The sequence below is a fragment of the Microcystis sp. Msp_OC_L_20101000_S702 genome (genome assembly GCF_007095705.1).
GTDB classification, from domain to species: Bacteria; Cyanobacteriota; Cyanobacteriia; order Cyanobacteriales; family Microcystaceae; genus Microcystis; species Microcystis ichthyoblabe_A.
On record NZ_SFBO01000145.1, the window covers coordinates 1 to 22,028 of the forward strand.

25 protein-coding genes and 1 pseudogene are annotated in these 22,028 nt (G+C 44.7%); 8 read left to right on the top strand and 18 right to left on the bottom strand.

The genetic code is table 11. The features are described from left to right. The first annotated feature begins 233 nt into the window (after positions 1–233). The gene (locus EWV60_RS15685) at positions 234–479 is read left to right on the top strand and encodes a hypothetical protein (protein WP_002767334.1); all 246 of its coding nucleotides are present in this window, start codon (positions 234–236) and stop codon (positions 477–479) included. A gap of 71 nt (positions 480–550) precedes the next feature. Here EWV60_RS15685 and EWV60_RS15690 read toward each other — a convergent pair whose 3' ends face one another. Further along, positions 551–949, bottom strand: coding sequence for a YidH family protein (locus tag EWV60_RS15690; protein ID WP_287233232.1), 399 nt, complete (start codon positions 947–949; stop codon positions 551–553). Between the two features lie 71 nt (positions 950–1,020). Further along, entirely contained in the window at positions 1,021–1,827 is an 807-nt protein-coding gene (locus EWV60_RS15695) for a prohibitin family protein (RefSeq protein ID WP_287233234.1), read from the bottom strand. A 769-nt stretch (positions 1,828–2,596) separates the two neighbouring features. On the opposite strand from EWV60_RS15695, the gene EWV60_RS15700 reads away from it, so the two are divergent. From EWV60_RS15700 to EWV60_RS15715, 4 genes are all read left to right on the top strand, one after another. Beyond that, a complete protein-coding gene (locus tag EWV60_RS15700; RefSeq protein WP_002803145.1) occupies positions 2,597–3,895 on the top strand; it encodes an O-acetylhomoserine aminocarboxypropyltransferase/cysteine synthase family protein in 1,299 nt (432 codons plus the stop codon). A gap of 15 nt (positions 3,896–3,910) precedes the next feature. Then, positions 3,911–5,002 carry a homoserine O-acetyltransferase MetX gene (gene metX, locus EWV60_RS15705; RefSeq protein ID WP_287233237.1) on the top strand — a complete coding sequence of 364 codons (1,092 nt, stop codon included), beginning with the start codon at positions 3,911–3,913 and terminating at the stop codon, positions 5,000–5,002. Positions 5,003–5,096: 94 nt separating this feature from the next. Continuing rightward, positions 5,097–6,017 carry a hypothetical protein gene (locus EWV60_RS15710; protein ID WP_287233239.1) on the top strand — a complete coding sequence of 307 codons (921 nt, stop codon included), beginning with the start codon at positions 5,097–5,099 and terminating at the stop codon, positions 6,015–6,017. A gap of 5 nt (positions 6,018–6,022) precedes the next feature. Beyond that, the gene (locus EWV60_RS15715) at positions 6,023–6,439 is read left to right on the top strand and encodes a type II toxin-antitoxin system PemK/MazF family toxin (protein ID WP_287233253.1); all 417 of its coding nucleotides are present in this window, start codon (positions 6,023–6,025) and stop codon (positions 6,437–6,439) included. Between the two features lie 13 nt (positions 6,440–6,452). Here the strand turns inward: EWV60_RS15715 and EWV60_RS15720 are convergent, their stop codons facing one another. From EWV60_RS15720 to cysK, 8 genes and pseudogenes are all read right to left on the bottom strand, one after another. Next, complete coding sequence (locus EWV60_RS15720) at positions 6,453–7,160, bottom strand: MBL fold metallo-hydrolase (protein WP_216642669.1); 708 nt, start codon at positions 7,158–7,160, stop codon at positions 6,453–6,455. Positions 7,161–8,123: 963 nt separating this feature from the next. Next, positions 8,124–8,603: pseudogene (locus EWV60_RS15725) on the bottom strand (FAD/NAD(P)-binding protein); the annotation flags it as partial. Positions 8,604–8,671: 68 nt separating this feature from the next. Then, entirely contained in the window at positions 8,672–9,310 is a 639-nt protein-coding gene (locus EWV60_RS15730) for a cadmium resistance transporter (RefSeq protein WP_287233240.1), read from the bottom strand. Positions 9,311–9,340: 30 nt separating this feature from the next. Continuing rightward, the gene (locus EWV60_RS15735; protein ID WP_002793798.1) at positions 9,341–9,916 is read right to left on the bottom strand and encodes a Crp/Fnr family transcriptional regulator; all 576 of its coding nucleotides are present in this window, start codon (positions 9,914–9,916) and stop codon (positions 9,341–9,343) included. Between the two features lie 158 nt (positions 9,917–10,074). Beyond that, complete coding sequence (locus EWV60_RS15740; RefSeq protein ID WP_271936796.1) at positions 10,075–10,749, bottom strand: hypothetical protein; 675 nt, start codon at positions 10,747–10,749, stop codon at positions 10,075–10,077. A 217-nt stretch (positions 10,750–10,966) separates the two neighbouring features. Next, entirely contained in the window at positions 10,967–11,503 is a 537-nt protein-coding gene (locus tag EWV60_RS15745) for an MgtC/SapB family protein (RefSeq protein ID WP_002733201.1), read from the bottom strand. A gap of 76 nt (positions 11,504–11,579) precedes the next feature. Next, entirely contained in the window at positions 11,580–11,714 is a 135-nt protein-coding gene (locus EWV60_RS15750) for a hypothetical protein (RefSeq protein ID WP_002779101.1), read from the bottom strand. A 15-nt stretch (positions 11,715–11,729) separates the two neighbouring features. Then, positions 11,730–12,677 (bottom strand): cysteine synthase A, encoded by a 948-nt coding sequence (cysK, locus tag EWV60_RS15755; RefSeq protein WP_287233245.1) that lies wholly within the window; start codon positions 12,675–12,677, stop codon positions 11,730–11,732. A 670-nt stretch (positions 12,678–13,347) separates the two neighbouring features. Between cysK and cpcB the strand changes: the two genes are divergently transcribed. Both cpcB and cpcA read left to right on the top strand, forming a co-directional pair. Next, positions 13,348–13,866, top strand: a complete 519-nt coding sequence (gene cpcB / locus EWV60_RS15760; protein WP_187602881.1) for a C-phycocyanin subunit beta — start codon at positions 13,348–13,350, stop codon at positions 13,864–13,866. A 55-nt stretch (positions 13,867–13,921) separates the two neighbouring features. Then, positions 13,922–14,413 (top strand): C-phycocyanin subunit alpha, encoded by a 492-nt coding sequence (gene cpcA / locus EWV60_RS15765; RefSeq protein ID WP_002732914.1) that lies wholly within the window; start codon positions 13,922–13,924, stop codon positions 14,411–14,413. Positions 14,414–14,587: 174 nt separating this feature from the next. On the opposite strand, the gene EWV60_RS15770 is transcribed toward cpcA, so the two are convergent. The 8 genes from EWV60_RS15770 to EWV60_RS15805 form a co-directional block, all read right to left on the bottom strand. After that, complete coding sequence (locus EWV60_RS15770; protein ID WP_002779108.1) at positions 14,588–15,586, bottom strand: sulfurtransferase; 999 nt, start codon at positions 15,584–15,586, stop codon at positions 14,588–14,590. 400 nt (positions 15,587–15,986) lie between these two features. After that, a complete protein-coding gene (locus EWV60_RS15775; protein ID WP_287233247.1) occupies positions 15,987–16,637 on the bottom strand; it encodes a phosphatase PAP2 family protein in 651 nt (216 codons plus the stop codon). Next, on the bottom strand, positions 16,634–17,014 hold the full coding sequence (locus EWV60_RS15780) for a DUF7980 family protein (RefSeq protein WP_104395619.1): 381 nt from the start codon (positions 17,012–17,014) through the stop codon (positions 16,634–16,636). Before EWV60_RS15780 ends, EWV60_RS15775 begins: the two co-directional genes overlap by 4 nt. A gap of 201 nt (positions 17,015–17,215) precedes the next feature. Continuing rightward, positions 17,216–18,298: a sulfate ABC transporter substrate-binding protein gene (locus EWV60_RS15785; RefSeq protein WP_287233250.1), complete on the bottom strand. Its 1,083-nt coding sequence runs from the start codon at positions 18,296–18,298 to the stop codon at positions 17,216–17,218. A 744-nt stretch (positions 18,299–19,042) separates the two neighbouring features. After that, positions 19,043–19,435: a DUF5615 family PIN-like protein gene (locus tag EWV60_RS15790; protein ID WP_002779116.1), complete on the bottom strand. Its 393-nt coding sequence runs from the start codon at positions 19,433–19,435 to the stop codon at positions 19,043–19,045. Further along, positions 19,432–19,809 (bottom strand): DUF433 domain-containing protein, encoded by a 378-nt coding sequence (locus EWV60_RS15795; protein WP_002734748.1) that lies wholly within the window; start codon positions 19,807–19,809, stop codon positions 19,432–19,434. The genes EWV60_RS15790 and EWV60_RS15795 overlap by 4 nt, the downstream gene beginning before the upstream one ends. A gap of 260 nt (positions 19,810–20,069) precedes the next feature. After that, positions 20,070–20,441, bottom strand: a complete 372-nt coding sequence (locus EWV60_RS15800; protein ID WP_002779119.1) for a hypothetical protein — start codon at positions 20,439–20,441, stop codon at positions 20,070–20,072. Further along, positions 20,438–20,713, bottom strand: a complete 276-nt coding sequence (locus EWV60_RS15805; RefSeq protein WP_002733756.1) for a hypothetical protein — start codon at positions 20,711–20,713, stop codon at positions 20,438–20,440. The genes EWV60_RS15800 and EWV60_RS15805 overlap by 4 nt, the downstream gene beginning before the upstream one ends. A gap of 362 nt (positions 20,714–21,075) precedes the next feature. Here EWV60_RS15805 and EWV60_RS15810 point away from each other — a divergent pair, with 362 nt between their 5' ends. After that, positions 21,076–21,627, top strand: a complete 552-nt coding sequence (locus EWV60_RS15810; RefSeq protein ID WP_002759060.1) for an REP-associated tyrosine transposase — start codon at positions 21,076–21,078, stop codon at positions 21,625–21,627. The last annotated feature ends 401 nt before the right edge of the window (positions 21,628–22,028 follow it).

Here is a 22,028-nt window from a genome sequence, read left to right on the forward strand (position 1 = left end):
ATCTTTCTCTAAAAAAATGGAGAATCACGTTGGGGAACCCTTTGGTATTTTATCCATGACTACAATGCACAGCAAAGCAAAGGATTAAGCCGCCATCACTACTACCGAATCACCACCCAATTTTTTAGGAGCGTGTCAATCGTTATACTCCGGGAGGATGGGCAACTGTGACATAATTTGGGACTAGGTACGGTAAGAGTCGCTAGTGAACCCCGTTAGCCTTGGAGACTTCCATGCTAGACACCATTTCCACCCTATCCCCAAAACTAACAGCGATCGAAACCACGGGAAATCCTCTCCCGAAAGTTGCTACTTGTTCCTCTACCTGTCGTTACTGTCGGTTTTATAAGTTTCAGGGGAGAGGAAATGGCTATTGTCAACGCTTGGGAGTCCCTGTTCACAGTCATTGGCGTGCCTGTCCTTTGATTTGTCCACCTTTCGCCCCTTCCTGGGAAAGGTCGGAAAATGGGCAATTTTAAGTAGTTATCTGGATTTTACCACCTGTATCGAGCAATTTTTTCCCCATCCCGCTCCCTGCGAGGATGGGGTTTTAATCAAAAACGATGCTTTCTACCCCACCGCTATCGGGACTGATGGCGACAAAATAGAGAATTCCTGACCCGAGACCAGCGATCGCTATACTAAAGCAAATAATCCAGACTTGAGCAGGTTCGTAGCTATTACTATCGATCGCCCGCCGGATGAGAAAATATCGGCGCGTGGCGATGACAACGGTTAATAATCCCACCATAGCTAAGACAAAACCCAACAACCAACCTAGTCCTAGAGATGACAAAGATGCTGTCCGTAAACGCAAAATGACCAGACCAAAACCCATCAAAGCGATGGAAGCACGCATCCAAGACAGATAGGTACGTTCGTTGGCCGAATGATCTCGCCAGTAATCAGCGTTAAATTTCTGCTTTGTCTTTCGGGATTTAAACAGCATAGAGGAGTTCCTCGCAGTGAAGTTCAATAAAATCAAGTATTCTTTCTTCTGGTTTTAATAAATTGTTTTTATCATCTAGTTTTTCGCTTATCTTTAACCAATTCAAGGGACTTAAGCAGATTATCATCCATAAATAGGGGGAGTTTACCGTCCCATTTTTCGATCGCTTTGTTCTGTAAAACTTCTGGACTTAAGGAATCTTGGAGAATGCGATGAGCTTCCGCCTCTCCTTTAGCCAGATTGATTTTCACTTCCGATTCTTTCAGAGCTTTCAGCACCATAAAACCGGCTTTTTTGGCTTCCTGTTCGGCAATTTGTTTGGCTTCCACCGCATCGGTAAAGCGATCAGAAAAATTGACATGAACCAAAGAAATATCATCGACACCGATATGATAATTTTTCAGTCTTTCGCTCAAACGAATATCTACTTCTCCTTTCACCTCCTCCCGTTTAGTAATTAATTCTTCGGCGGTATATTTAGCCATAACTGCCTTAAGAATTTCCTCCACTGCTGGATCGATCACTCGTTCGATGACAGCCGCTTCATCGCCAATTTGTTGAAAAATAGTATTAACTTCTGATGCTAAAATATGCCAATTCAGGGCTACATCTGTAAATACTTCCTGTAGGTCTTTGGAGGAAGCTTCGGCCGCTATCTGTTGTTTTTGGATTCTCACACTTAGTTTTTTTACCGTGTTAACAACGGGAATAATCCCGTGAATACCCTCATTAAGTATTTTCTCCTGTACTTGACCAAAAACCATTAAAACCCCTCTTTCTCCAGCATTGACAATCACGAAAGGATTAAAAATAATCGCCAAAATTAATAACAAAAAAAAGAGATTACTTGGTCTAGCTAAAAGGCGAATTTTGAGCATCTTAATTGAGAATAGAGATAGTTTATAGATAGATTTGCAAACAAATAAAATGGCTGATTTTATCTATTTTAATAATTCTAGCAACTAGAAAATGAAAGTAAGCTTGTCCTATATTATTTAAATGAATTCAGATTTATTCTCTTTATTTCTTTCCCTTATGGCTGGCAAAATATCGAAAAATACTTGTCTATTTGTAGTTATCATATTCGGCAATTAAATGTTTTATTAGTCATGAATTGCGATGATTATTTCGTTAGTTTTAGTCAGAAAGTGGCTCTCTTAGTTTTGGTGAGTAAAATGTATTTTAAGATACAGTCTTGTGGGCAAGTGAGTGGAACGAACCACAGAGACACAAAGGAGACAAAGACCGATCACTGCTATATAAGTTAAACTTATCACACAAAGAATAAGAGAGTCATAAAGTTGACCAAAAAAGCATTTATTTATCCAAGAAAGCGATCAAGATTATCCAGAAGCAATTATCACAAAATTCACTTTGTCTTAAATGATACATTCTCATTCCACCAGTCTAGCTGGTACTTTCTTGTGTAGCAATTACCCTAACACAATCCAGTTTCGGTATAAAAGATATTTTGTATAAAGGATATCTCAATAAATTGACTCGCAGAAGATGGCTATGATAGAAAAATACAGTAAGCAGATAAGCCCACTGTACCCATTCCATCCCCTAAGGAGGTCATTTAATCACCCCTTGTCCTCGATCGCACAAATCGAGGAATTTCCCCTTTATTTTCCTCCCCGATCGCCTATGTCTGACCGTTACCGTTTCGAGACGCTGCAAGTACACGCTGGCCAGGAACCTGCCCCCGGAACTAACGCCCGCGCCGTTCCCATCTATCAAACCACCTCCTACGTTTTCAACGATGCCGACCACGGGGCGCGACTGTTTGCCCTAGAAGAGTTCGGCAACATCTACACCAGGATCATGAACCCGACCACCGATGTCTTCGAGAAGCGGATCGCCGCTTTAGAAGGAGGTGCAGCAGCCCTGGCCACCTCTAGCGGTCAGGCAGCCCAATTTCTAGCGATCGCTAATATTGCCGGTGCGGGGGATAATATCGTTTCCACTAGCTACCTCTACGGCGGAACCTATAATCAGTTCAAAGTCTCCCTACCACGTTTAGGAATAAATGTCAAGTTCGTCGATGGCGATGAGGCCGAGGCTTTTCGAGCGGCGATCGATGATCGCACTAAAGCCTTATACGTCGAGACGATCGGCAATCCCCGATTTAATATTCCCGATTTTGCTGCCCTAGCCCATATCGCCCACGAGAACGGTATCCCCCTGATCGTCGATAATACCTTCGGCTGCGGCGGCTATCTCTGTCGCCCGATCGAACAGGGGGCCGATATCGTGGTGCAATCGGCCACCAAATGGATCGGCGGTCACGGCACTTCCATCGGCGGAGTAATCGTCGATTCGGGGAAATTCGACTGGGGAAACGGCAAATTTCCCCAGTTTACCGAACCCGCGCCGGGTTATCACGGGTTGAATTTCTATGAGGTATTCGGACCGTCCGGCCCTTTGGGCAATATCGCCTTTATTATCCGGGCCCGGGTGGAGGGATTGCGGGACTTCGGACCCGCCTTGAGTCCGTTTAACGCATTTTTACTGCTACAGGGATTGGAAACCCTCTCCCTACGGGTCGATCGTCATGTATCCAACGCCTTGGCCCTGGCGAACTGGCTCAAAGAACAGCCACAGGTGCAATGGGTGGACTATCCCGGATTACCGGAACATCCTTACCACGAACGGGCGAAGAAGTACCTAAAACACGGCTTCGGCGGGGTTTTAGCCTTCGGGATTCGGGGCGGTTTCGAGGCCGGGCGGAATTTTATCAACCGGGTGAAACTGGCCAGTCATCTCGCCAATGTGGGGGACGCAAAAACCCTCGTTATCCATCCCGCCTCGACGACTCACCAGCAGTTAAACGAGGAAGAACAGCGATCGGCGGGAGTAACGCCCGAATTAATCCGCGTTTCCGTGGGTTTGGAACATATTGACGATATTATCGAGGATTTCCAGCAAACTTTCCAGAGTTTATAACCCACCACCCCGCCCATGGATCGCCTAGACTTGATCTCCCCGGAAACCCGTTTCTATTCCCCACTGCATCCTTTTGTTCTCGAATCGGGGGCGGTTCTCGAAAGGGTGCGGATCGCCTATCGAACCTGGGGAATTTTGAATAACAAGCGGGATAACGGGGTTATTGTCTGTCATGCCTTCACGGGATCGGCCGACGTAGAAGCTTGGTGGGAACCTTTGTTAGGAACCGGACGCGTTCTCGATCCGACCCGCGATTTTATTGTCTGTAGCAATATTCTCGGCAGTTGCTACGGGACGACCGGCCCCACTTCGATCGATCCCCGTACCGGTAAACCCTACGGCCCGACTTTCCCAGAGATCACCATTCGGGATCTGGTTCACCTACAACGGCTGTTGGTGGACGCATTGGGGATCGAGTCTTTGCGATTGGTGATCGGGGGTTCTTTGGGAGGAATGCAGGTTTTGGAGTGGGCGCTACTGTACCCGGAGAGGACGCGATCGATCGCTGTGATTGCGGCTTCGGGACGACATTCGGCCTGGTGTATCGCACTAGGAGAAGCTCAAAGGGGAGCGATCTACGCCGATCCCCATTGGCAAGGGGGAAATTATGCGATCAATCGCCCTCCGGCCCGGGGTTTATCGGCAGCCCGGATGATGGCGATGACTACCTACCGATCGCACACCAGTTTCGAGTCCCGTTTCGGCCGGGAGTACGGGGAGGGGGGAGAGTTCACGATCGCCCGCTATTTAGAATATCAGGGAAAAAAGTTAGTCGAACGTTTTGACGCCAATGCTTATATCACCCTAAGTAGGGCGATGGATCGTCATGATGTCACCCGGACGGGAAAAAGTTACGAATCGGTTTTACAGTCGATTCAACAACCGACGGCGATCGTGGCGATCGATTCTGATCTTCTTTATCCTCCCGTAGAACAAGAGGAGTTGGCGAAATATATCCCCAATTCTGAATTATTCTGGCTGCGATCGCCGCACGGTCACGATGCGTTTTTAATGGATGGCGATATGGATGCGTTGAATGATCTTCTCGTGACTTTCCGTTTAGAAAGGGGAACTCTTGACGGTTGCGGGTTGGGGATGGCTGGGTAGAAGGCGATCGGCGTTGCTGCGCTGGAGGCGAGTGTGGTAAGGTTGTTATGATATAATCATTAGATGACATCGTACTGTTAGTGGATAAGCTCCTATGGCTTGCAAAGAGAATCACTTAACTGATTGGAAAATCACCAAACGTACTCCGATTAATAAAGATAACTCTAAAAAAATTTCCGATTCTTTTGATAATTATTTTCAAAAAGGATCAATAAAGCTTTTTTTGTTAATAAATAAAACCGTCATTGTCAACTATCGCAATCAAAGTTTTTTTAGGAAGGTTGATGAATGTTTGACAAAAATTGTTGAAAATTTATACGAAAGCGAAGTTTTTTTTGAATCTATTTCTTGGCAATCTGCAAAAACCAATGACAAAATAAACAAAGAAATTAAAGACATAGCTGGCAACATTACAATTCTTTTTGAAAAAAGAGAATGGCATCAAGTCTATAATGCAATAGATCATGCTATTTTTGCAATTAAAAATTTTGTTGAACTAAATTCACAAGACACTACATATATCGACCTCAAAACCATCGCTTTTTTAAGAGAAAAAGCTGAAAATTTATATCGAGATTTTCGTATTCTCGATAGCAATTGGAATTCTTTAAAAATAATCATCGCAAAATATTGCAGTTATTCTGAAAGAGATTTATTTTATCTAGAAGAAGATTTTTTAAAAGTTTTTTCAGAAAAATTAGAAACGTTTGGTGACAAGCTAGAAGATTACATTGATTTTTTTGATATTGAAACTCTTCAAGATATTCAAGTAATAATGGGCGATATAATCGATCAGTCTCGTAAAAAAAATATAGATTTCAGTACGCCGACTGATTCCAAAAACTCTTTTAGAGTTCGGATTCGCAATGCGGCTGGATTTATTGACAGACTAATTGATTTTGTGGTTGAAGAGTCGGAGTCCGAAGATCAAGAGATTCTGGAAGTGATCGCTAATCACAGTAATTTTACTTTTTTGAAAGAGGAAAATACAAAAGAGGAGTATGTTCAAAATTGAATCAAGTGTCCATTTTTTATAAAAAAGGAGATGTAGTATATGCTCCCTTTCCCTATCAGGATAATCCAGAAGAAGAGAAAGAAAGGCCTGTTCTAATCCTCGCTCCTGCCTTAGCGGGAAAAGGGTTTATCTGCGCTTACATAACTAGCAATTCTAATAAAAGATCGGGGATGGTAGAAATTAAGCGGAAAGATTTTAAAGAAGGACATCTAGATGATGGATACGAAGCTTCTTATGTTAGATCGGACTACATATCTACACTTGACAGAGAATTATTTAGAAGAAAATGCGGGACTTTGAGAGATGAAGTCGTAGATGAAATTATTCAAACTCTTATTAAATTATTGCAAGAACCACCTCAATCACCTCCCTCCCCTAAAAGTATAGAGCGGCCTCCTAAACCTAAAAAGAAAAATTTTTAAAATAAAATATTCACTAAATCTGATAATCCATGACGAAAACCACCTTACCACCCCGCGCGTTGGCACTTAAGGCCGCGGTCATCTTCTTGGGATAGGGTAGATTGAGATTATTCATCAACTCCACAAAATCCTCACGATTGCGGCCGGCGAAACGGGGATTCCAGCGCTTTTCCTCACCGATCGAGGAGACCGTTCTTCCCAGATAATCGTGACAGGGATAAACAAGCGTATCATCGGGGAGGGTGAATAACTTCTCCGTTACCGTCTTGTATAGCACTTCCGGCGAACCGTTCTGAAAATCGGTACGACCGCAACCGCGAATTAAGAGTGCATCCCCCGTTAATAGGCGTTTTTCATCGATGAGATAGGCTATATGACTATCGGTGTGGCCCGGAGTAGCGATCGCTTTTAGCTGCTGACCTGCCACGATCCAGAGGTCGCCATCGCGCACATAACCATCGATATCGCTCACTTCCGCGTTTTCGGGAACGAGGATCGAACAGTTGGTTAACTCCCGTAAGCGGTGCGCTCCGGTGATATGGTCGGCGTGGACATGGGTTTCCATCGTGTAGCCTAGAGTTAACCCCAACTGCCAAAGAATCTGCCGATCGCGATCAACCTGTTCGAGGACCGGATCGATTAAAATTGCCTCCCCCGTACCCGAATCAGCGATCAGATAGGTGTAGGTACTCGATTCCCTATCAAAAAGCTGGCGAAAAATCGGCGCTGCCGGCCGGAATGCTATCGAGTAGGCCGTGGGGAGAGAAATTCTCTCTTTCAGAGATCGCAACAAATCCCGGGCCAGTTCGGCCGCCTGTAAACGCAGTTCGGGAATGGCGGTGGTTTCCCAGAGATCGCCTTTGCGGGGATTTCCCAAGGTGTACAGCGTGTTCGATGCCGTACCGTCTGGCCTGAGAATCGCCCCGTTGTCCGCGGTTTCGATGCCACAATTCAAAGGATGGGGACGGATTAACCCGCGTTGGCGAAGATGAACGACGAGGGGATCGGTTATGGTCCTGTAATCGTTACTCGCGCCGGTACAGTTAATAATTCGATCGACGGTTAGGTTTAAGAGGTTTCCCGTTCCCCGTTGACGGATAGTAACCTCTACACAGCCGTTTTTATCCTCGGCAGTTTCAATTCTTCCCCCATGATAGGTTAATTGTCCCGATTCTACAGCCTCATCGAGGATACTGGCGATCTCGTCGGCGAGGCGATGGCGAAGAACCTCCCAATAGGCTTTCAGGTGGCGTAGAAATCTGGCGCGTTCCCCTATCGGCAGACAATGCCATAGACCTTGAGATATCGGGCGTAAGGCGTTTAAAACGGCCCGCCAGTCGTGACCTTGACTCTCGGCGCTTTTTACCTCCGCGCGAATTCGCCGTAGGAGTCCCCGCGTGGTCTGGGGTGCGGTTTCGAGGGTGAGGAACGGGGGATAGGGATCGGTGGGGCGGTGAGATCGGGGGATCAGGCCATGACGGGAAACCGCGTGGATTTTGCCCGTGAATCCCCTTTGTGCCAGGGAAACCACCATATCCACCATCGTTAACCCCGTCCCAACGATCAGGATCTTCCCGTCGGGTTTTAGATCGGCGAGTGTGTCTGTCTCCCAAGCGTCGCGGAGATAGGGGTAATTCAGAGACGCGAGGGGTTGGGGAACCGTTGCGGGAAAATTGCCCAGCGCCAGAACTACTTTTGCGGCGCTGATTTTCTTGCCTCCTTTGAGGGTAATCGTCGCCTTTTCCCCGTCGAGTGCCAGATCGATCGCCGCATCGGTAAACGTTTCCAGACGGTGATCGGCAATGGCGTTGTCCCGCGCTTCTTCTAGGATCGATCGGATGTATTTGCCGTACACTAGACGCGGGACGAAGCTGGCCGGATCGATCGATCGATAGCCGTTATCTGCTAACCAGTGGAGGAAATGTTCGGGATCGTCCTCGAAGGCGCTCATTTTGCCCGCAGGAATATTGAGCAGGTGGCCGCTGTCTCGCGTTCCGTAGGCGATCCCCGTACCGAGGGGTTTTCGGCACTCGATCAGGGCGATCGATAATGGAGTCCCTGTGTCGCGTAACAGGTTCGCTGTCACGAGGGAACCACTAAATCCTCCCCCGATAATGGCGATGTCGAAAGTTGCAGAAAATTGATTCCGGTCAATGTAGCTCATAGATAACTTTTAAAGAGGATTTAGTATTAGTTAGTGTAGCTGAAAGATAATTTTTTAGGCATTCTTGGTTAATAGGTTAAAAATAAACGATAGAATTGGCTGTCAACTAATATATAAATCCCTAGAAAAATATAGATAAAAGGACTAATTTTATGTCCGTAGTTTGTAACCACTTTAGCTATCCTGGGATGGGTAATCAAAAAATAGGCTAGGGCGCACCAAATCCCCATCATGAGATAAAAAATTATCATGATAATTAAGACGTGCATCGGGGAATTATTGGCAAAAAGAGAGGTATAGATACCAATATTATCACCGCCATTAGCCACGGTCACGGCAGCAACGTAATAGGTTTGGGAGGGAAAACGAGGAAAAAAGGAGCGATTTTTAGAATAATTAACATCTTCTCTTACTTCTTGAATATAATCCTCATTTTCCCTTGACAAAAGTTGTTTAATGCCGATAATTAGAGGGATAAATCCTAATAGACCAATCCATTCTTTAGAAACCAGTAACCCAAATAGTAAACCGAGGGAACTAGCTAGGAGAATCAGGGTAAAACCGAGGTATTGACCAATAATCAGGTGTCGAGGTCGAAAATTAGCATTAAGTCGCGAGAAAAACAACATTAGCACCATCAGATCATCGAGATTTGTGGCCACAAAACTCGTCACGCTAGTAATTAAAAGGGCTACTAACCAATTCATAGATTGAAAAAAGGGATAATCCTTCCCATTCTAAATCTCGTAGTGCCAGATTTCCTCCTCTCGTAAAAGAAGACGATGGACGGGAAGACGTTCCACGGCCCCTTGTTGTTCAAGATGATTAAGTGCGCGGGTAATTGTGACTCTAGTGGTTCCTAATAAGTCAGCGATATCCTGATGAGTTAGACGCACATCAATTAATTGTCCGGTACCGGTTTGTTTACCAAATTGATTGCCTAACCATGACAGTAATTTCAAGACCATAACATCAGTACGTTTGTAGCTACGAATAATACTTAGTTCTTGTGCTTGCTGAAGATGAGACAGCAGAATTTCTGCCATTTGATAACTCTCAACTGTGGAAAAGGAAACTGCTTGTACAGGAGTGATGCACTCAACTTGATAGGGATTGACTCTCTCTAGGGTTTTGCCAACAAAATTGCCAGGTCCCCACAATCCCAAGACGATCAGGGTTCCATCTTCTAACCAGGTGGAGGTTTTTACGACTCCACTCTCGATTTTCCAGAAATTAGGGTTTCTAAGGGGCAAAATCGCCCGATTATCAAAGTGCCAGCGATGGGGGGTTGGTGGTTGATAGGTAAGCGTCATGATTGGTAATTAATTTTGATTAGGTACTTAGCTAGTCAAAAGCACAAGGCCGTCGAGAAAGGAGCTTTTTAGACGATTTAGGGCGTTTTGCGAAGATTTTGGGGTAAAAACGATAATTACCCCAAAAAAGACTGATTTTATGTCCTTGCAAGCCCTATTTATTTCGGGGTGCTAGTCTTCTCCAGTTCCGTGGTGGCCGAGGAGATCAGTTCTTGCCAAGCTCGATCGCTTTCCTGTAGAGTCTGTTTAACCGCGTCGATGGTCTTTTCTACGCGAGTTTTCAGGAAAGGGGAAGCACTGTCTTTGAGTCGTTCGGTGTCGTCGGCTAAGATATCGATCGTCTCGGAGGTATTAACGAGGCTATTTTCTAGGGTAATAAGGTTGTTTTGCAGGGTTTCACTGAGTTTAGCGCCGGATTTGGTCAATTTTTTCGTCAATTTACTCACTTTTTCCCCTAGATCGTCAATATTATCCGCTAAGTCCTCTAGGTTGTCCTGTTGAGCTTCGATAATCTTCTTGTCGAGAGAAGGAGCGGCTAGTTGAGCCTTTAGGTCATCGATAGCCGATTTTGTCGCTTGGATGGCTTTTTCATAGGCAATTTGGGCATCTTCGAGAATTTTTGGGCTAGAAACCTCATTTTTTTTCTTGACTGGTTCCACCACAGTGCCACCCGTTGCCGTGGCACGGTCGATGACGGCCAACGGTTCGGGGAGTAGCGGCAAGGCGATCGCATTTCCTCTTCCGCCTAGGAGCAAAGTGACAGTTAAGAGGAAAATCAGCAGCTGGAAAACTTGATTTTTGAGGCTTTTAAAGCTCTTATTTCGGTTGATCATGATTTAATTTTCTCCTGTTTAGAAAAATTAGTTACTCTATCTAAATGTTATCATACAAAATACTTGTATGTTATTTATATACAGAAAATTTTATAAAAAATTTATTATATTTTTTAAACGATAAATTTCAGACAAAATATAAACTTTTTGAGTCAAAAGCCATTACAGAAAAGCTTTTGCTCTTTTAATAAAAAATTAATTTTTATCGCTTTTTTTATTAATGAGATGCTGAACTATCCGATGAGTCTATTTCTTGATTAATCGGAGATATTTTCTTACGACCTTTAATATATTTGGCTAAGGGTTGTTTTTTCTTCAGTCGTTTAATGCCACTGAGGGTGGAGAGAGTGAAAAAAGTTCCCACCAGAACCATCTGCCATAAACCGCAACCAGAAGCCGCGCCTAATCCTGCCGCTAACCAGATAGTCGCCGCCGAAGTCAAGCCTTTCACTTGTACCTTATTTAGTTCCCGATGGGATTGTTGTAGGATGATTCCCGCCCCTAAAAAACCGACACCAGAAGCGACCCCTTGAATAGTACGACTGAGAGCATTAGAAGACGCATAACCCACATCTCCTTCCGCTTGTAGGGGAATCATCACGAACATGGCAGCCCCGAGACTAACGATGATAAAAGTTCTCAATCCAGCCGGACGACCGCCTCGCTGTCGGTTATAACCAATCAGACAGCCGACGGCCATAGCCATACTGAGCCGAAAAATAATCGTTTGCCAATCTTCCGAGTCAAAAAACATTGTTTAACCCATCAAATGAGATAAAAACTTCGCCTAACCAATCAAAGCCTTTTCCAGATCCCGCTTTAAATCGTTCCTATTCTCGATCCCGATCGATAATCGTAGTAAAGCTGGTGTTATAGGTGGAAGTGAGATCAATGGGAATCGTTACCGCACCATGGCTAGAGTCTGGTTCTTGCCCCCCATGAATCGCCCTCGTTGCAAATTCCATCAATTTACTGTCCTATTAGTCGATATCTTCGAGGTCTTTAAACAGGGCCGTGCTGAGGTAACGTTCCCCGAAACTAGGCTGAATCATGACGATTAATTTATCTTCGTTTTCGGGTCTTTTGCCCACTTGAATCGCCGCCCATAAAGCCGCCCCGGCCGAGATGCCCGATAGTAGTCCCTCCTGACGAGCTAACCGTCGCGCGGAGGTGAAAGCCTCTGTATCATCGACGATAATCACCTCATCGATTAATTCCGGTCGGAAAATTGCCGGGATAAAACCAGCCCCGATGCCTTGGATTTTGTGCGGCCCCGGTTGTCCTCCCGATAAGACGGGACTATTAGAGGGTTCAACTGCGATCGCTTGAAATTGGGGACGACGGGGTTTAATGGTTTCGGCAATACCAGTAATGGTTCCCCCAGTTCCCACGCCACCAATAACGATATCTACCAGGCCGTCGGTATCAGCCCAGATTTCTTCGGCGGTGGTTTCTCGGTGAATTTTCGGGTTAGCCTGGTTGCGGAACTGTTGCAAACTATAGGCGTTGGGGGTATTTTCGACTATTTCCTCAGCTCGGGCGATCGCTCCTTTCATGCCTTGGCTACCCGGGGTTAATTCTAATTGCGCCCCGTAAGCTTTTAACATTGCCCGTCGTTCTAAACTCATGGTTTCGGGCATAGTCAGGACTAAGCGATAGCCTTTGGCCGCCGCCACCATGGCCAGGGCGATGCCGGTATTGCCGGAAGTGGGTTCCACCAGAATTGTTTTATCGGGGTGAATTAGTCCGGCAGCTTCCGCGTCCTCCACCATACTGACACCGATGCGATCTTTAACCGAGGCGGCGGGGTTCATACTTTCCAGTTTGACGACGATGCGGGCTTTTACTCCCTCTGCCACTGGGATTCGATTCAGTTGAACTAGGGGTGTCCTTCCTACCAATTGGGTGATGTCTCTTGCGATCGGCATAATCCCACTTGCTTTATACTTGTTGGCTATTTTTGATTATATATGTATTTAAGATGTTTTACAATACTTTTTAAGTCGGAGTACACTGCAAAATGCTGGTGTTGGCATCTCTGATCACAACGTCGGCGGGGATTATCCCTGTCGATTTTTTTGCCTTGCCACTTTTTTTGTATATCGAAGCACAATCGGCAAAGTTGTCTTGGGAAATTTCTCTTAATTTAGTTAATTATTATTAGTATATAAAAGCACATTTGTTTAAACAACTTAAAGGAATTATTAGAGAGATGAAAAGAGCGATACTTTTTCTTAGTATAGGGTTACACATTTAGAAAACTTTTCTGAGATTTATCCTAAAAAATTATTTTTTTGCTGTTTTTTTAAGAAACAATTTTTAATAAATAAAGGTAGAAATATGGTCTATAAAATAATTCATGGCAAAAACGAAGTATGTCTGGAAGCGCCTATCAACGCTAAATTCAATTAACAAGAATTGTTCCTCGATATACAAAAAAATCTGGCCAAGAGAGAGTAAAACTTTTTTCAAGGACGATAGTATAGTCCCAAGAAAAAAACTCCTAGATACTTTATCGGAAAAAATAAAGAAAAGCCAGAGAAATCAACCTCGATATTTTGCCGAAACCAATCATCATTATAGGAGATGAAAACTATGGTGTTAGATGCCTTTGCCAAAGTCGTTTCTCAGGCCGATACCCGCGGGGAATACCTGAGCGAGAATCAAGTCAATGCCCTAATTGCCTTCGTCAAAGATGGTAATAAACGCGTGGATGTGGTCAATCGTCTTTCCAGTAATTCTTCTGCGATCGTTACCGATGCCGCGCGTAGTTTGTTTTCAGAACAGCCCGTTTTAATTGCCCCCGGTGGCAACGCCTATACAAACCGTCGTGCCGCCGCCTGCTTGCGGGATTTGGAAATTATCCTGCGCTACGTTACCTATGCCACCTTCACCGGCGATGCCAGCATCCTCGATGATCGCGCCTTGAACGGTCTCCGGGAAACCTACGTCGCCCTGGGGGTTCCGGGAGCTTCTGTTGCGGCCGGAATTCTCAAGCTCAAAGACGCTTCCCTTGCCCTAGCAGCCGATCCCAACGGGATCACTCGCGGGGATTGCAGTTCTTTACTAGCAGAAGTCGCTTCTTACTTCGATCGAGCGGCGGCGGCAGTTTCCTGATGCTGTGACTTTCTTATCTCAATCCGATTAAACTTTTGTAGGAGCAATTCCATCGATGACCAAGACACCTTTAACCGAAGCGGTGGCTACTGCCGATTCCCAAGGCCGTTTTCTCAGCAGTGCTGAATTACAAGTGGCCTTCGGTCGTTTCCGTCAGGCCGCCATCACCCTAGAAGCGGTAAAAATCCTCGCCCAAAAGGCCCCCAGTTTAGCCCAAGAAGCAGCCAACGCTGTCTATCAAAAATTTCCCTACACCACCCAACTCCAGGGGCCGAACTATGCCTACGATGAGCGGGGGAAATCCAAGTGCGTTCGCGATATCGGCTACTATATCCGAATTATCACCTATGCCCTCGTGGTAGGGGGTACAGGCCCGATCGATGAATATCTGGTCGCCGGTTTGAGTGAAATTAATAGTGCCTTTGAACTATCTCCTAGCTGGTATATCGAAGCCTTAAAATACATCAAAACCAATCACGGATTAAGTGGGGATGCTGCTGTAGAAGCTAATTCCTACATTGATTATGTGATCAACGCCCTTAGCTAATTTACGTCAACTTCACATCAAAATAAGCTCAAATCTCCTAAATTCACCTCGGGATGAGCGCCGAGGTTTTTTTACGTCCGTCTAACTTAGCCCTACTCGGGAACCCACCCTAACAAAAAAACCATCTTGGGCAAGATGGTTAAACACAACGAGTATAGACCGACAAACTTGACTTCAGACCGCTTTTTCTGGCCCAGTAGCGACGGGCAGATCTGTGGTACTGTACTCTGTCCAAGAACCCTCATAAATTCGCACCTTGGGATAACCGAGCAGATGTTTGAGGACAACATACTGTAAAGTCGCTTCCCGTCCCGTGCTGCAACTGACAATAATATTATCCGAGGGCTTGATGTTGCGTTGGGCAAGAATCTTCCTGATTTCGTCTAAAGATTTCAATTTATGGGGATTTTTCAGAGATTCATCGGGATTATTCGCTTCCGTAAAAGTCGGCCAGGGTATATTTTTCGCCCCCGGAATATGACCATTTCTCAGCCAGATATCCTGTTTTCCCTGAAAAAGTTCTTCCGGTCTAGGATCGATAAAAACCACATCGGGTTTGCCGATCAATTTCTCTACTTCTGCCAAAGTCACCCGAATCGAGGGATTATCACGGACAGTAAAGCTCCCTGGTTGATATTTAGGGAATTCTTTCGTTACCTTCTGTTCAGAAGCCTTATAACCCTTAAAACCACCATCTAAGACGGCCACATCTCGGAAACCAGATCGCTCTAATAAATAAGCGACCATGGTTGCCCCCAAGACATCGCGACCATCGGAATATACTACCACTCGATCGCCATTAGTGATTCCCGCAGCGGCAAAGAGGCTGCCAATTTTATCCTCTTGCCAATATTGAACCGGCAAAAATCCGTTTGGACCACGAAAATTATTGTCGGCTATATTCACCGCTTTCGGTAAATGACCAGTGATATATTCCAAAGGATTAATCCGCACATCGAGAATTTTTAACTTCGGATCGTTGAGATTTTGTGCTACCCAAACCGGCGATACAAAGTCTATCTTAGTCTCAGATTTAGACGTGGCCATCAGGGGCGATGACGGTGCTAAGGTAAAGGTTAAAATGCAGAGAAGAACTAAAGTGAGAAAAGCAAGGGGACGGCTTTGAAACCGTCCCAGGGATAGACCCTTCCCTTTAGGCATTTTTGGTTTCATGATTCAGTGTCAGCGACGAATATCAAACGATAATTACTATAGGGCTTTGATTAGCTTTCTCCAAAAATTTAGGTATAACGTGATATTTTTTTTGGGCAGCAAGTCGGTCAACTAATTAGGGTTTGCTAAAAAAGTTTGTTGGTGGGGTTAGGAGTCAGGAGTCAGGAGTCAGGAGTCAGGAGTCAGGAGTCAGGAAGGGAAGTCAGAATAACAGAATAACCTCGCACACTGAGAAGCGGAACCCTTTGCAATCGCCTTCGGAAAGTGCAAGGATTTTGAGTCCCTCGGATCGATTTATCAACGTTTGTCTTTGGCACTTTTCCTGAAAACAAAAGTCCCTAAACCGGTTTCTAGCAAAGCTTTCACTGATATTCAGCCAACCCTAATTATTAATTTCTCCTTATTTCCTGATCGCCTTGGGTGTCTTTAATAACTGTTGCCACCAGATATGAACTAGGAGAGACCAAGCGAGCGCTAAAAGCCAAGAGGCAAGGATATCACTAGGAAAGTGAACTCCTAAATAAAGACGAGTCCAAGCAATAACCAAGACGAAGGGAATCCCCAGTAAAACTACCCCGAAAAACCAGCGCGTTCTCCAAGATAAAATCAGTAAAGAAATGACTAACAGGGAACTAAATAAAGCATGGCCGCTAGGGAAGGAAAAATCGTGGGGTAAGGGATAAAATAACTCCCAAAACTGTGGGCGATTCCGACGAAAAAGCATCTTGAGGTTATAACTAATAGCCCAACCTCCCGCCATGGTCACAAGGATATAAGCAAACCCGTACCAGTATTTTTTTAGGGCAAAAATCAGCAGTAAAATTGTCAGTATCGGGGCCACTCCCCAATAAGTACCTAATCCCGTTAGTTTTATGGCCAAAAAATTTAGGTTTAAATTAGTAGTTTGATGAATAGATAGCAGCAGGGATTTTTCCCAAGCAAATCCTTGCGGCTGCTGGCGAATAGCGATCGCTAAATCCGTAAAAGTTAGCGATGTTAACAAGATAACCAAGAAAATTAAGCTATTGTTTAAGTAAGTTTTGGGAATCACGGGGAAAAAGTGGCGATCGAGGATAACAGGGGCATTTCTAAAACCTGAAAATGCAGCAAAGCTAGGATTACTAAAGTATAAACTGTCGAGGAAAGTAATCCATTTCTTAATTCTTTTTGCCAATTGCGTTCTTCTTTCTCTCCACCGATTAATTCTTTCGTCCCGAATTGCATTAGCAGAATTCCCACAAGATTAGATAACCAATAACCAACCATGGCCGCTGGTAGAAAAAAATCGGCGTGTAAGCAAGCAATTAAACGACCGAAACCGTAGGCGATCGGCAGATTAAAAATTAGATCGTTCCACCAACACAGGGGCGATAATAAGTAACCAATCAATACCAAGCTTCCGTTTTTGATTTTGTCAAGTAGATACATCTTTTTTTTAGTTACTAACTATCAGCTTTGTTTTTTTTGCCATCAGCTATCTAAGTAAGTAGGTGTTGAAAATTGTCAGATGCCCCCCTTATTAAGGGGGGATTAAGGGGGGATCGGCACCCCCCTTATTAAGGGGGGATTAAGGGGGGATCAATTAATCAGAACCACTTACTTAGCTGACAGCTGACGGCCTACTACTAATTAACGCTGAATTTGGTCAAAAATCGCCCCATCAGCGAAGAATTTTTTCTGGATCGCATCCCAACTACCGATCGCCGTATAGGGGAACAGATTCGACACTTTTGGATATTGTTTACTAAACTCTTTAGCCACATTAGCATTAACGGGACGGAAACCCACCTTGGCGAATTCCCGCTGCGCTTCCGGAGTAAAGAGAAATTGGGCAAAAGCTGTCGCTACTTCCCGGGTTTTGCGTTTATCAACTATTTTATCCACTACGGCCACGGGCGGATCGATCGAAACATTGACCGGAGGAATAGTATAGGAAAAACCCGTTTGTCCCTTTTGACGGGCCAAAATTACCTCGTTTTCGTAGTTAAGCAGCACATCCCCCTGATCCTGTTTAAAGAAGACATCGCTGGCTTCCCGGGCATCTTTGGGTAGTACAGGCACGTTTTTATAGACATTGCGGACGAAATTGGTCGCTTGTGCTTCATTGCCGCCGGTCCGAGTTACCGATCCCCAGAGAGCCAGAAAATTCCACCGGGCCACCCCAGAGGTTTTCGGGTTGGCAGTAATGACTTTAATCCCCGATTTGGCTAGATCTGGCCAGTTGCGGATTCCTTTGGGATTGCCCTGACGAGTAACTAAAGCTACCACGGAACGAGTGGCGATGGCGTTATTGGGGAGTTCTTTCTGCCAACCCGGGTTAACTAAACCCGCTTTTTGCAAGCGTTCCACGTCGGAACCGATAGCCAAATTTACCACATCTGCATCTAATCCGTCGATAACAGCGCGAGTTTGGGAACCAGAGCCGCCATAACTCTGTTTAATCACCACATCCTGTTTTTTCTCTCTTTTCCATTTGTTGACGAATAGAGGAATGATTTTTGAGTAGGCCGATTGAGTCACCGCGTAGGAAACCAGGGTGATTTCCACGGTTTGTTGTTTAGCTTGCTGTTTATCCGCAGCTGCCAGCAGCTTACTCGATGCCGATAGGGGACTAAAAGTTAGTCCGATTCCCGTTGTGACGACGGCAGCCGTAGCTAGAGAAATAAAGGGTAAGAGGGTTTTCGGTTTTGAGGATCTAGGATCAGGGATCACGATGTCATCGGCTCCTTTGTTTATTTATGGGAGATTGCTAGGTATTTTCTCTGAGATTGTATTTTATATGAAATAAAATACAATTACAATACATCAGAGAAAAAATTATACTGTTTGGGTTAGATGCAAAGAAATCAAGCCATTAATGGCTTGATTAGCTGAAAAAAGTGTAAATATTCGATTTATATAGCTTAAATGTGCCTTTAAATTTGCCTGAAGCCTCTTTATGCTTGCAGAATAGAGATTTTATCGTTTTTATGGAGAGGAAAGAATTTTTTAGCGATCAAAAACCTCTCCCTAGGTGGCTTCACCGGTGAAGTTAGCGGACTTTAGCAACTATTACCCTAAAATTGAAGCGGTCTAACGACTTCCATCAATGTGCATGGTGCGTTCCCCAAAATCTATTGGTGGAGCAGTAGGACTTGCATTATCGCACTGAGACAGTCCAGTAGGGTGTGTTAGCGTCAGCGTAACGCACGGATTTTGAACATTAGATAAGGTGCGTTACATTTCATTAACGCACCCTACCAGATCGGCGTACTGCTATGCAGTGCCTTCGGCATCGCACTTAGACTGACAGCTTCAATCAATGTGCATGGTGCGTTCTCAAAAATCCTGCATTAGGGAACGCACCCTACAGCGATTGAGATCTATTCAGAAACTTGCCGCATAACGGCTAAGTTATGCCGTGCATCTCACCGATAAGACTGCGATCGCCCTAATTTTTAAGCGTAGCCGACAATATCATGGAATGAATAACCGACCAACCCCCTTGTAATTATCAATATCTACAGCAATTTCGATCAGTCGTTCAGCGCAGCGCTCTCTATACTCAGCTTCACTCAAACGATCGAGATTTCCAATCGTCAACACTGGAAACGATTTCTCTGTGTTCTCTTCTCGCATAACCTGCTCAAGGGAATCATCACCCTTCATATTTCGGTTAGCAGTAAGAATCATCATCTCCTGTTCTTGAGCATAGCGCCAGACTACGCGATCGCTACTTTCCATCGACAATCCAACCTCTCTAAAGGTGACAAATTGGACAGACTGAAACTCAAGCCAACCACGTTTTGCCAATATACCAAGAAAAATCAGCGCATAACCGTCGAGGTTGTAGTCAACTAAGAAAGTCATTGTTTTTGTGCGGCACGTCTGGCTCTCTGCTCCTCAAGCTTTGCCCAAAACGCTTCTTGCCCTGGTTTATGTGGCATTGCTGCAATTCGAGCAAAGCGTTCACGGTTACGATCTTCCCAGTACTGGCGAATTTCTTCCCTATTCTGAAGAACCTCTTGATATTCAACCTCGACCTGAGCTTGGTTTGCCTCAATGTAGGACAAAGCTGCGTCAATTTGCGCGTTCGTGAGGTTAAATGTGTCACGAATCAGTTTAGGAGGATAATCAGCTTTTAGGAGATCGATCACATCATAGAGGGTGATGCGCGTGCCAGCGATCGTCAGTCCTCGCTCTGTACGGATAATTTTCGCTTGTTGGTTTGCCGTCCAGGTCATTCCCTTAGCTCCTTAGAATCCACTTAATGGTCAATGGTTTCACCAGACAAATATTGGTCAATTTTTTCTGACCAATCAGGTTCACCGTTCATTATAGCCCGCCTCTTACGCGACAAAATCAGTGTACTGCTAGGCCGTGCCTTCGTCATCCCACTTAGACTGACAGCTTCAATCAATGTGCATGGTGCGTTCCCAAAAATCTATTGGTGGAACAGTAGGACTTGCATTAGGGAACGCACCCTACGGCGATTGTGATCGCACTATGACAAAGGTTTAATTGTCACTAATCCCCCAGCAAAACCCTGAATATTCAACTCATAGCCATCAAGTAAACCCATACCAACTAATGGATCTGTCTCTGACTCATTGATTTCAATAGATTTGATCTGACCATCCCAGATCACAGTTGCCTCAAATACGTTAAACATACAGAGGCTTCCATCGCCCAAGATTCCCTCTTCTTGCATATACCACGTTAATCCTAGTGTTGTAATGATAGCAGAAGGCAACGTGAGAAATACACTGTAACCAGTGTCAATAACTGCTTTAATCGCTTGCCTCTGGTGATTTTCGCCTAGCACTACGAATTGAATAATTGCTTCTCGGCGCGAATTGACGCTCCCCATCATCATGGCGATACACTGGGGGAACGAAAGCCAAAACGATGGACGGCACGATGTCCAATGCGAATACCAAATATTTGTGCATCAGGAAAACGTATTAACAGTTGTTTGGCAGCTGTTAGGCTGTCGTCAGCCACTTCAAAAGCCCCTGTTTCGATGTCTATTGCTACAATCTTCCCATGATTCCCTTCCTCGATTTGGGAGCGTACCTGAGATTCATAGACTTCGTGTCCACGTCGGGCAAATTCTTCTTTGCTGTAGCGGGGTTGTCGAACTGTCATTGAAGCGACCCTGTGGCAACTTTTGCCCCTCTATTTTAACCTCAACATTCGCAATCTTCCCTAACATTCCTCAACTGGTCCCACAAGAGCGGCACCGCACCTAACCTCACAGCTTCAATCAATGTGCATGGTGCGTTCCCCAAAAATCCTGCATTACGGAACGCATCCTACGGCTGAAACAGTCCAGTCAGCGTAACGCACGAATTTTGAACATTAGATAAGGTGCGTTACATTTCATTAACGCACCCTACAAGATCGGCTATCTGCTATGCAGTGCCTTCGGCATCGCACTGTCCAGTAACGCACGAATTTGTTGATTATCATTCAAGTTGTACATTTCATTAATACACTCTACGATCCAAATGTCTAATTATCGAAGACCTCATGTATTTGGAGGGACTTTCTTTATTACTCAAGTCACTTATCAGAGAGAGCCTTGGCTTTGTTGTGATGTGGCTAGAAAAGCGCTTAGGCAAGGAATCGAAAAGGTTAGGGTGAAATATCCTTTTGTGATTGATGCTTTTGTTCTATTACCTGATCATTTTCATTGTTTATGGACGTTACCAGATGATGATCAAGATTTTTCGGTAAGGTTACGATTAATCAAAACTTATGTCACAAAGCATTATGGGCAGGCATTGGGGGTTAATCGTGAAGTTTCTCGATCGCGGCAAAAACGAGGAGAAGGGAATCTTTGGCAACGCCGATTTTGGGAGCATTTAATCCGAGATGAACAAGATTTTGCAACACATTGCGATTATATTCATGACAATCCAGTGCGGCATGGTTTCTGTGAAAATCCTCAAGATTGGCAATATTCCAGTATCCATCGGTTTATCGCTCAAGGAATTTATCCCCAGGATTGGGGTAGTGGTGAACGTATAGCCAAGCCTGAAGGTTTTTGGGATGATTAAGCAATATAAATGTATCAAATGTAGTGGATTGTTTCAGCTAAAATGGGGCGATAGATTTCGGCTTAAAGTCTTAGATTATAGAATTTATAGCATTTTTCTAATACACCAAATTAGCTGAAACAGTCCAGTAGGGTGTGTTAGCGTCAGCGTAACGCACGAATTTTGAACATTAGATAAGGTGCGTTACATTTCATTAACGCACCCTACAAGATCGGCGATCGCACTGAAACAGTCCAGTAGGGTGTGTTAGCGTCAGCGTAACGCACGAATTTTGAACATTAGTTAGGGTTTGCTGAAAAAGTCATTGAAAAGTACAGGTCTCTTAATCAATGATTTCACTTAGCTACAAGCATAAGCTTTAGTTGTTGATTAATTTTTAAGTCATAACTTATCCTAATCAT

Excerpts from the sequence above, each read along its gene's own strand:
- metX (WP_287233237.1), top strand. The coding sequence starts at position 3,911 with ATGGATCGCCTAGACTTGATCTCCCCGGAAACCCGTTTCTATTCCCCA.
- EWV60_RS15750 (WP_002779101.1), bottom strand. The coding sequence starts at position 11,714 with ATGGAATTTGCAACGAGGGCGATTCATGGGGGGCAAGAACCAGACTCT.
- EWV60_RS15780 (WP_104395619.1), bottom strand. The coding sequence starts at position 17,014 with ATGTATCTACTTGACAAAATCAAAAACGGAAGCTTGGTATTGATTGGT.
- EWV60_RS15790 (WP_002779116.1), bottom strand. The coding sequence starts at position 19,435 with ATGACTTTCTTAGTTGACTACAACCTCGACGGTTATGCGCTGATTTTT.
- EWV60_RS15690 (WP_287233232.1), bottom strand. The coding sequence starts at position 949 with ATGCTGTTTAAATCCCGAAAGACAAAGCAGAAATTTAACGCTGATTAC.
- EWV60_RS15735 (WP_002793798.1), bottom strand. The coding sequence starts at position 9,916 with ATGACGCTTACCTATCAACCACCAACCCCCCATCGCTGGCACTTTGAT.
- EWV60_RS15810 (WP_002759060.1), top strand. The coding sequence starts at position 21,076 with ATGTCTAATTATCGAAGACCTCATGTATTTGGAGGGACTTTCTTTATT.
- EWV60_RS15745 (WP_002733201.1), bottom strand. The coding sequence starts at position 11,503 with ATGTTTTTTGACTCGGAAGATTGGCAAACGATTATTTTTCGGCTCAGT.
- EWV60_RS15770 (WP_002779108.1), bottom strand. The coding sequence starts at position 15,586 with ATGAAACCAAAAATGCCTAAAGGGAAGGGTCTATCCCTGGGACGGTTT.
- EWV60_RS15695 (WP_287233234.1), bottom strand. The coding sequence starts at position 1,827 with ATGCTCAAAATTCGCCTTTTAGCTAGACCAAGTAATCTCTTTTTTTTG.
- EWV60_RS15805 (WP_002733756.1), bottom strand. The coding sequence starts at position 20,713 with ATGACAGTTCGACAACCCCGCTACAGCAAAGAAGAATTTGCCCGACGT.
- EWV60_RS15795 (WP_002734748.1), bottom strand. The coding sequence starts at position 19,809 with ATGACCTGGACGGCAAACCAACAAGCGAAAATTATCCGTACAGAGCGA.
- EWV60_RS15730 (WP_287233240.1), bottom strand. The coding sequence starts at position 9,310 with ATGAATTGGTTAGTAGCCCTTTTAATTACTAGCGTGACGAGTTTTGTG.
- EWV60_RS15800 (WP_002779119.1), bottom strand. The coding sequence starts at position 20,441 with ATGATGATGGGGAGCGTCAATTCGCGCCGAGAAGCAATTATTCAATTC.
- EWV60_RS15700 (WP_002803145.1), top strand. The coding sequence starts at position 2,597 with ATGTCTGACCGTTACCGTTTCGAGACGCTGCAAGTACACGCTGGCCAG.
- EWV60_RS15740 (WP_271936796.1), bottom strand. The coding sequence starts at position 10,749 with ATGATCAACCGAAATAAGAGCTTTAAAAGCCTCAAAAATCAAGTTTTC.
- EWV60_RS15710 (WP_287233239.1), top strand. The coding sequence starts at position 5,097 with ATGGCTTGCAAAGAGAATCACTTAACTGATTGGAAAATCACCAAACGT.
- cysK (WP_287233245.1), bottom strand. The coding sequence starts at position 12,677 with ATGCCGATCGCAAGAGACATCACCCAATTGGTAGGAAGGACACCCCTA.
- cpcA (WP_002732914.1), top strand. The coding sequence starts at position 13,922 with ATGACCAAGACACCTTTAACCGAAGCGGTGGCTACTGCCGATTCCCAA.
- EWV60_RS15685 (WP_002767334.1), top strand. The coding sequence starts at position 234 with ATGCTAGACACCATTTCCACCCTATCCCCAAAACTAACAGCGATCGAA.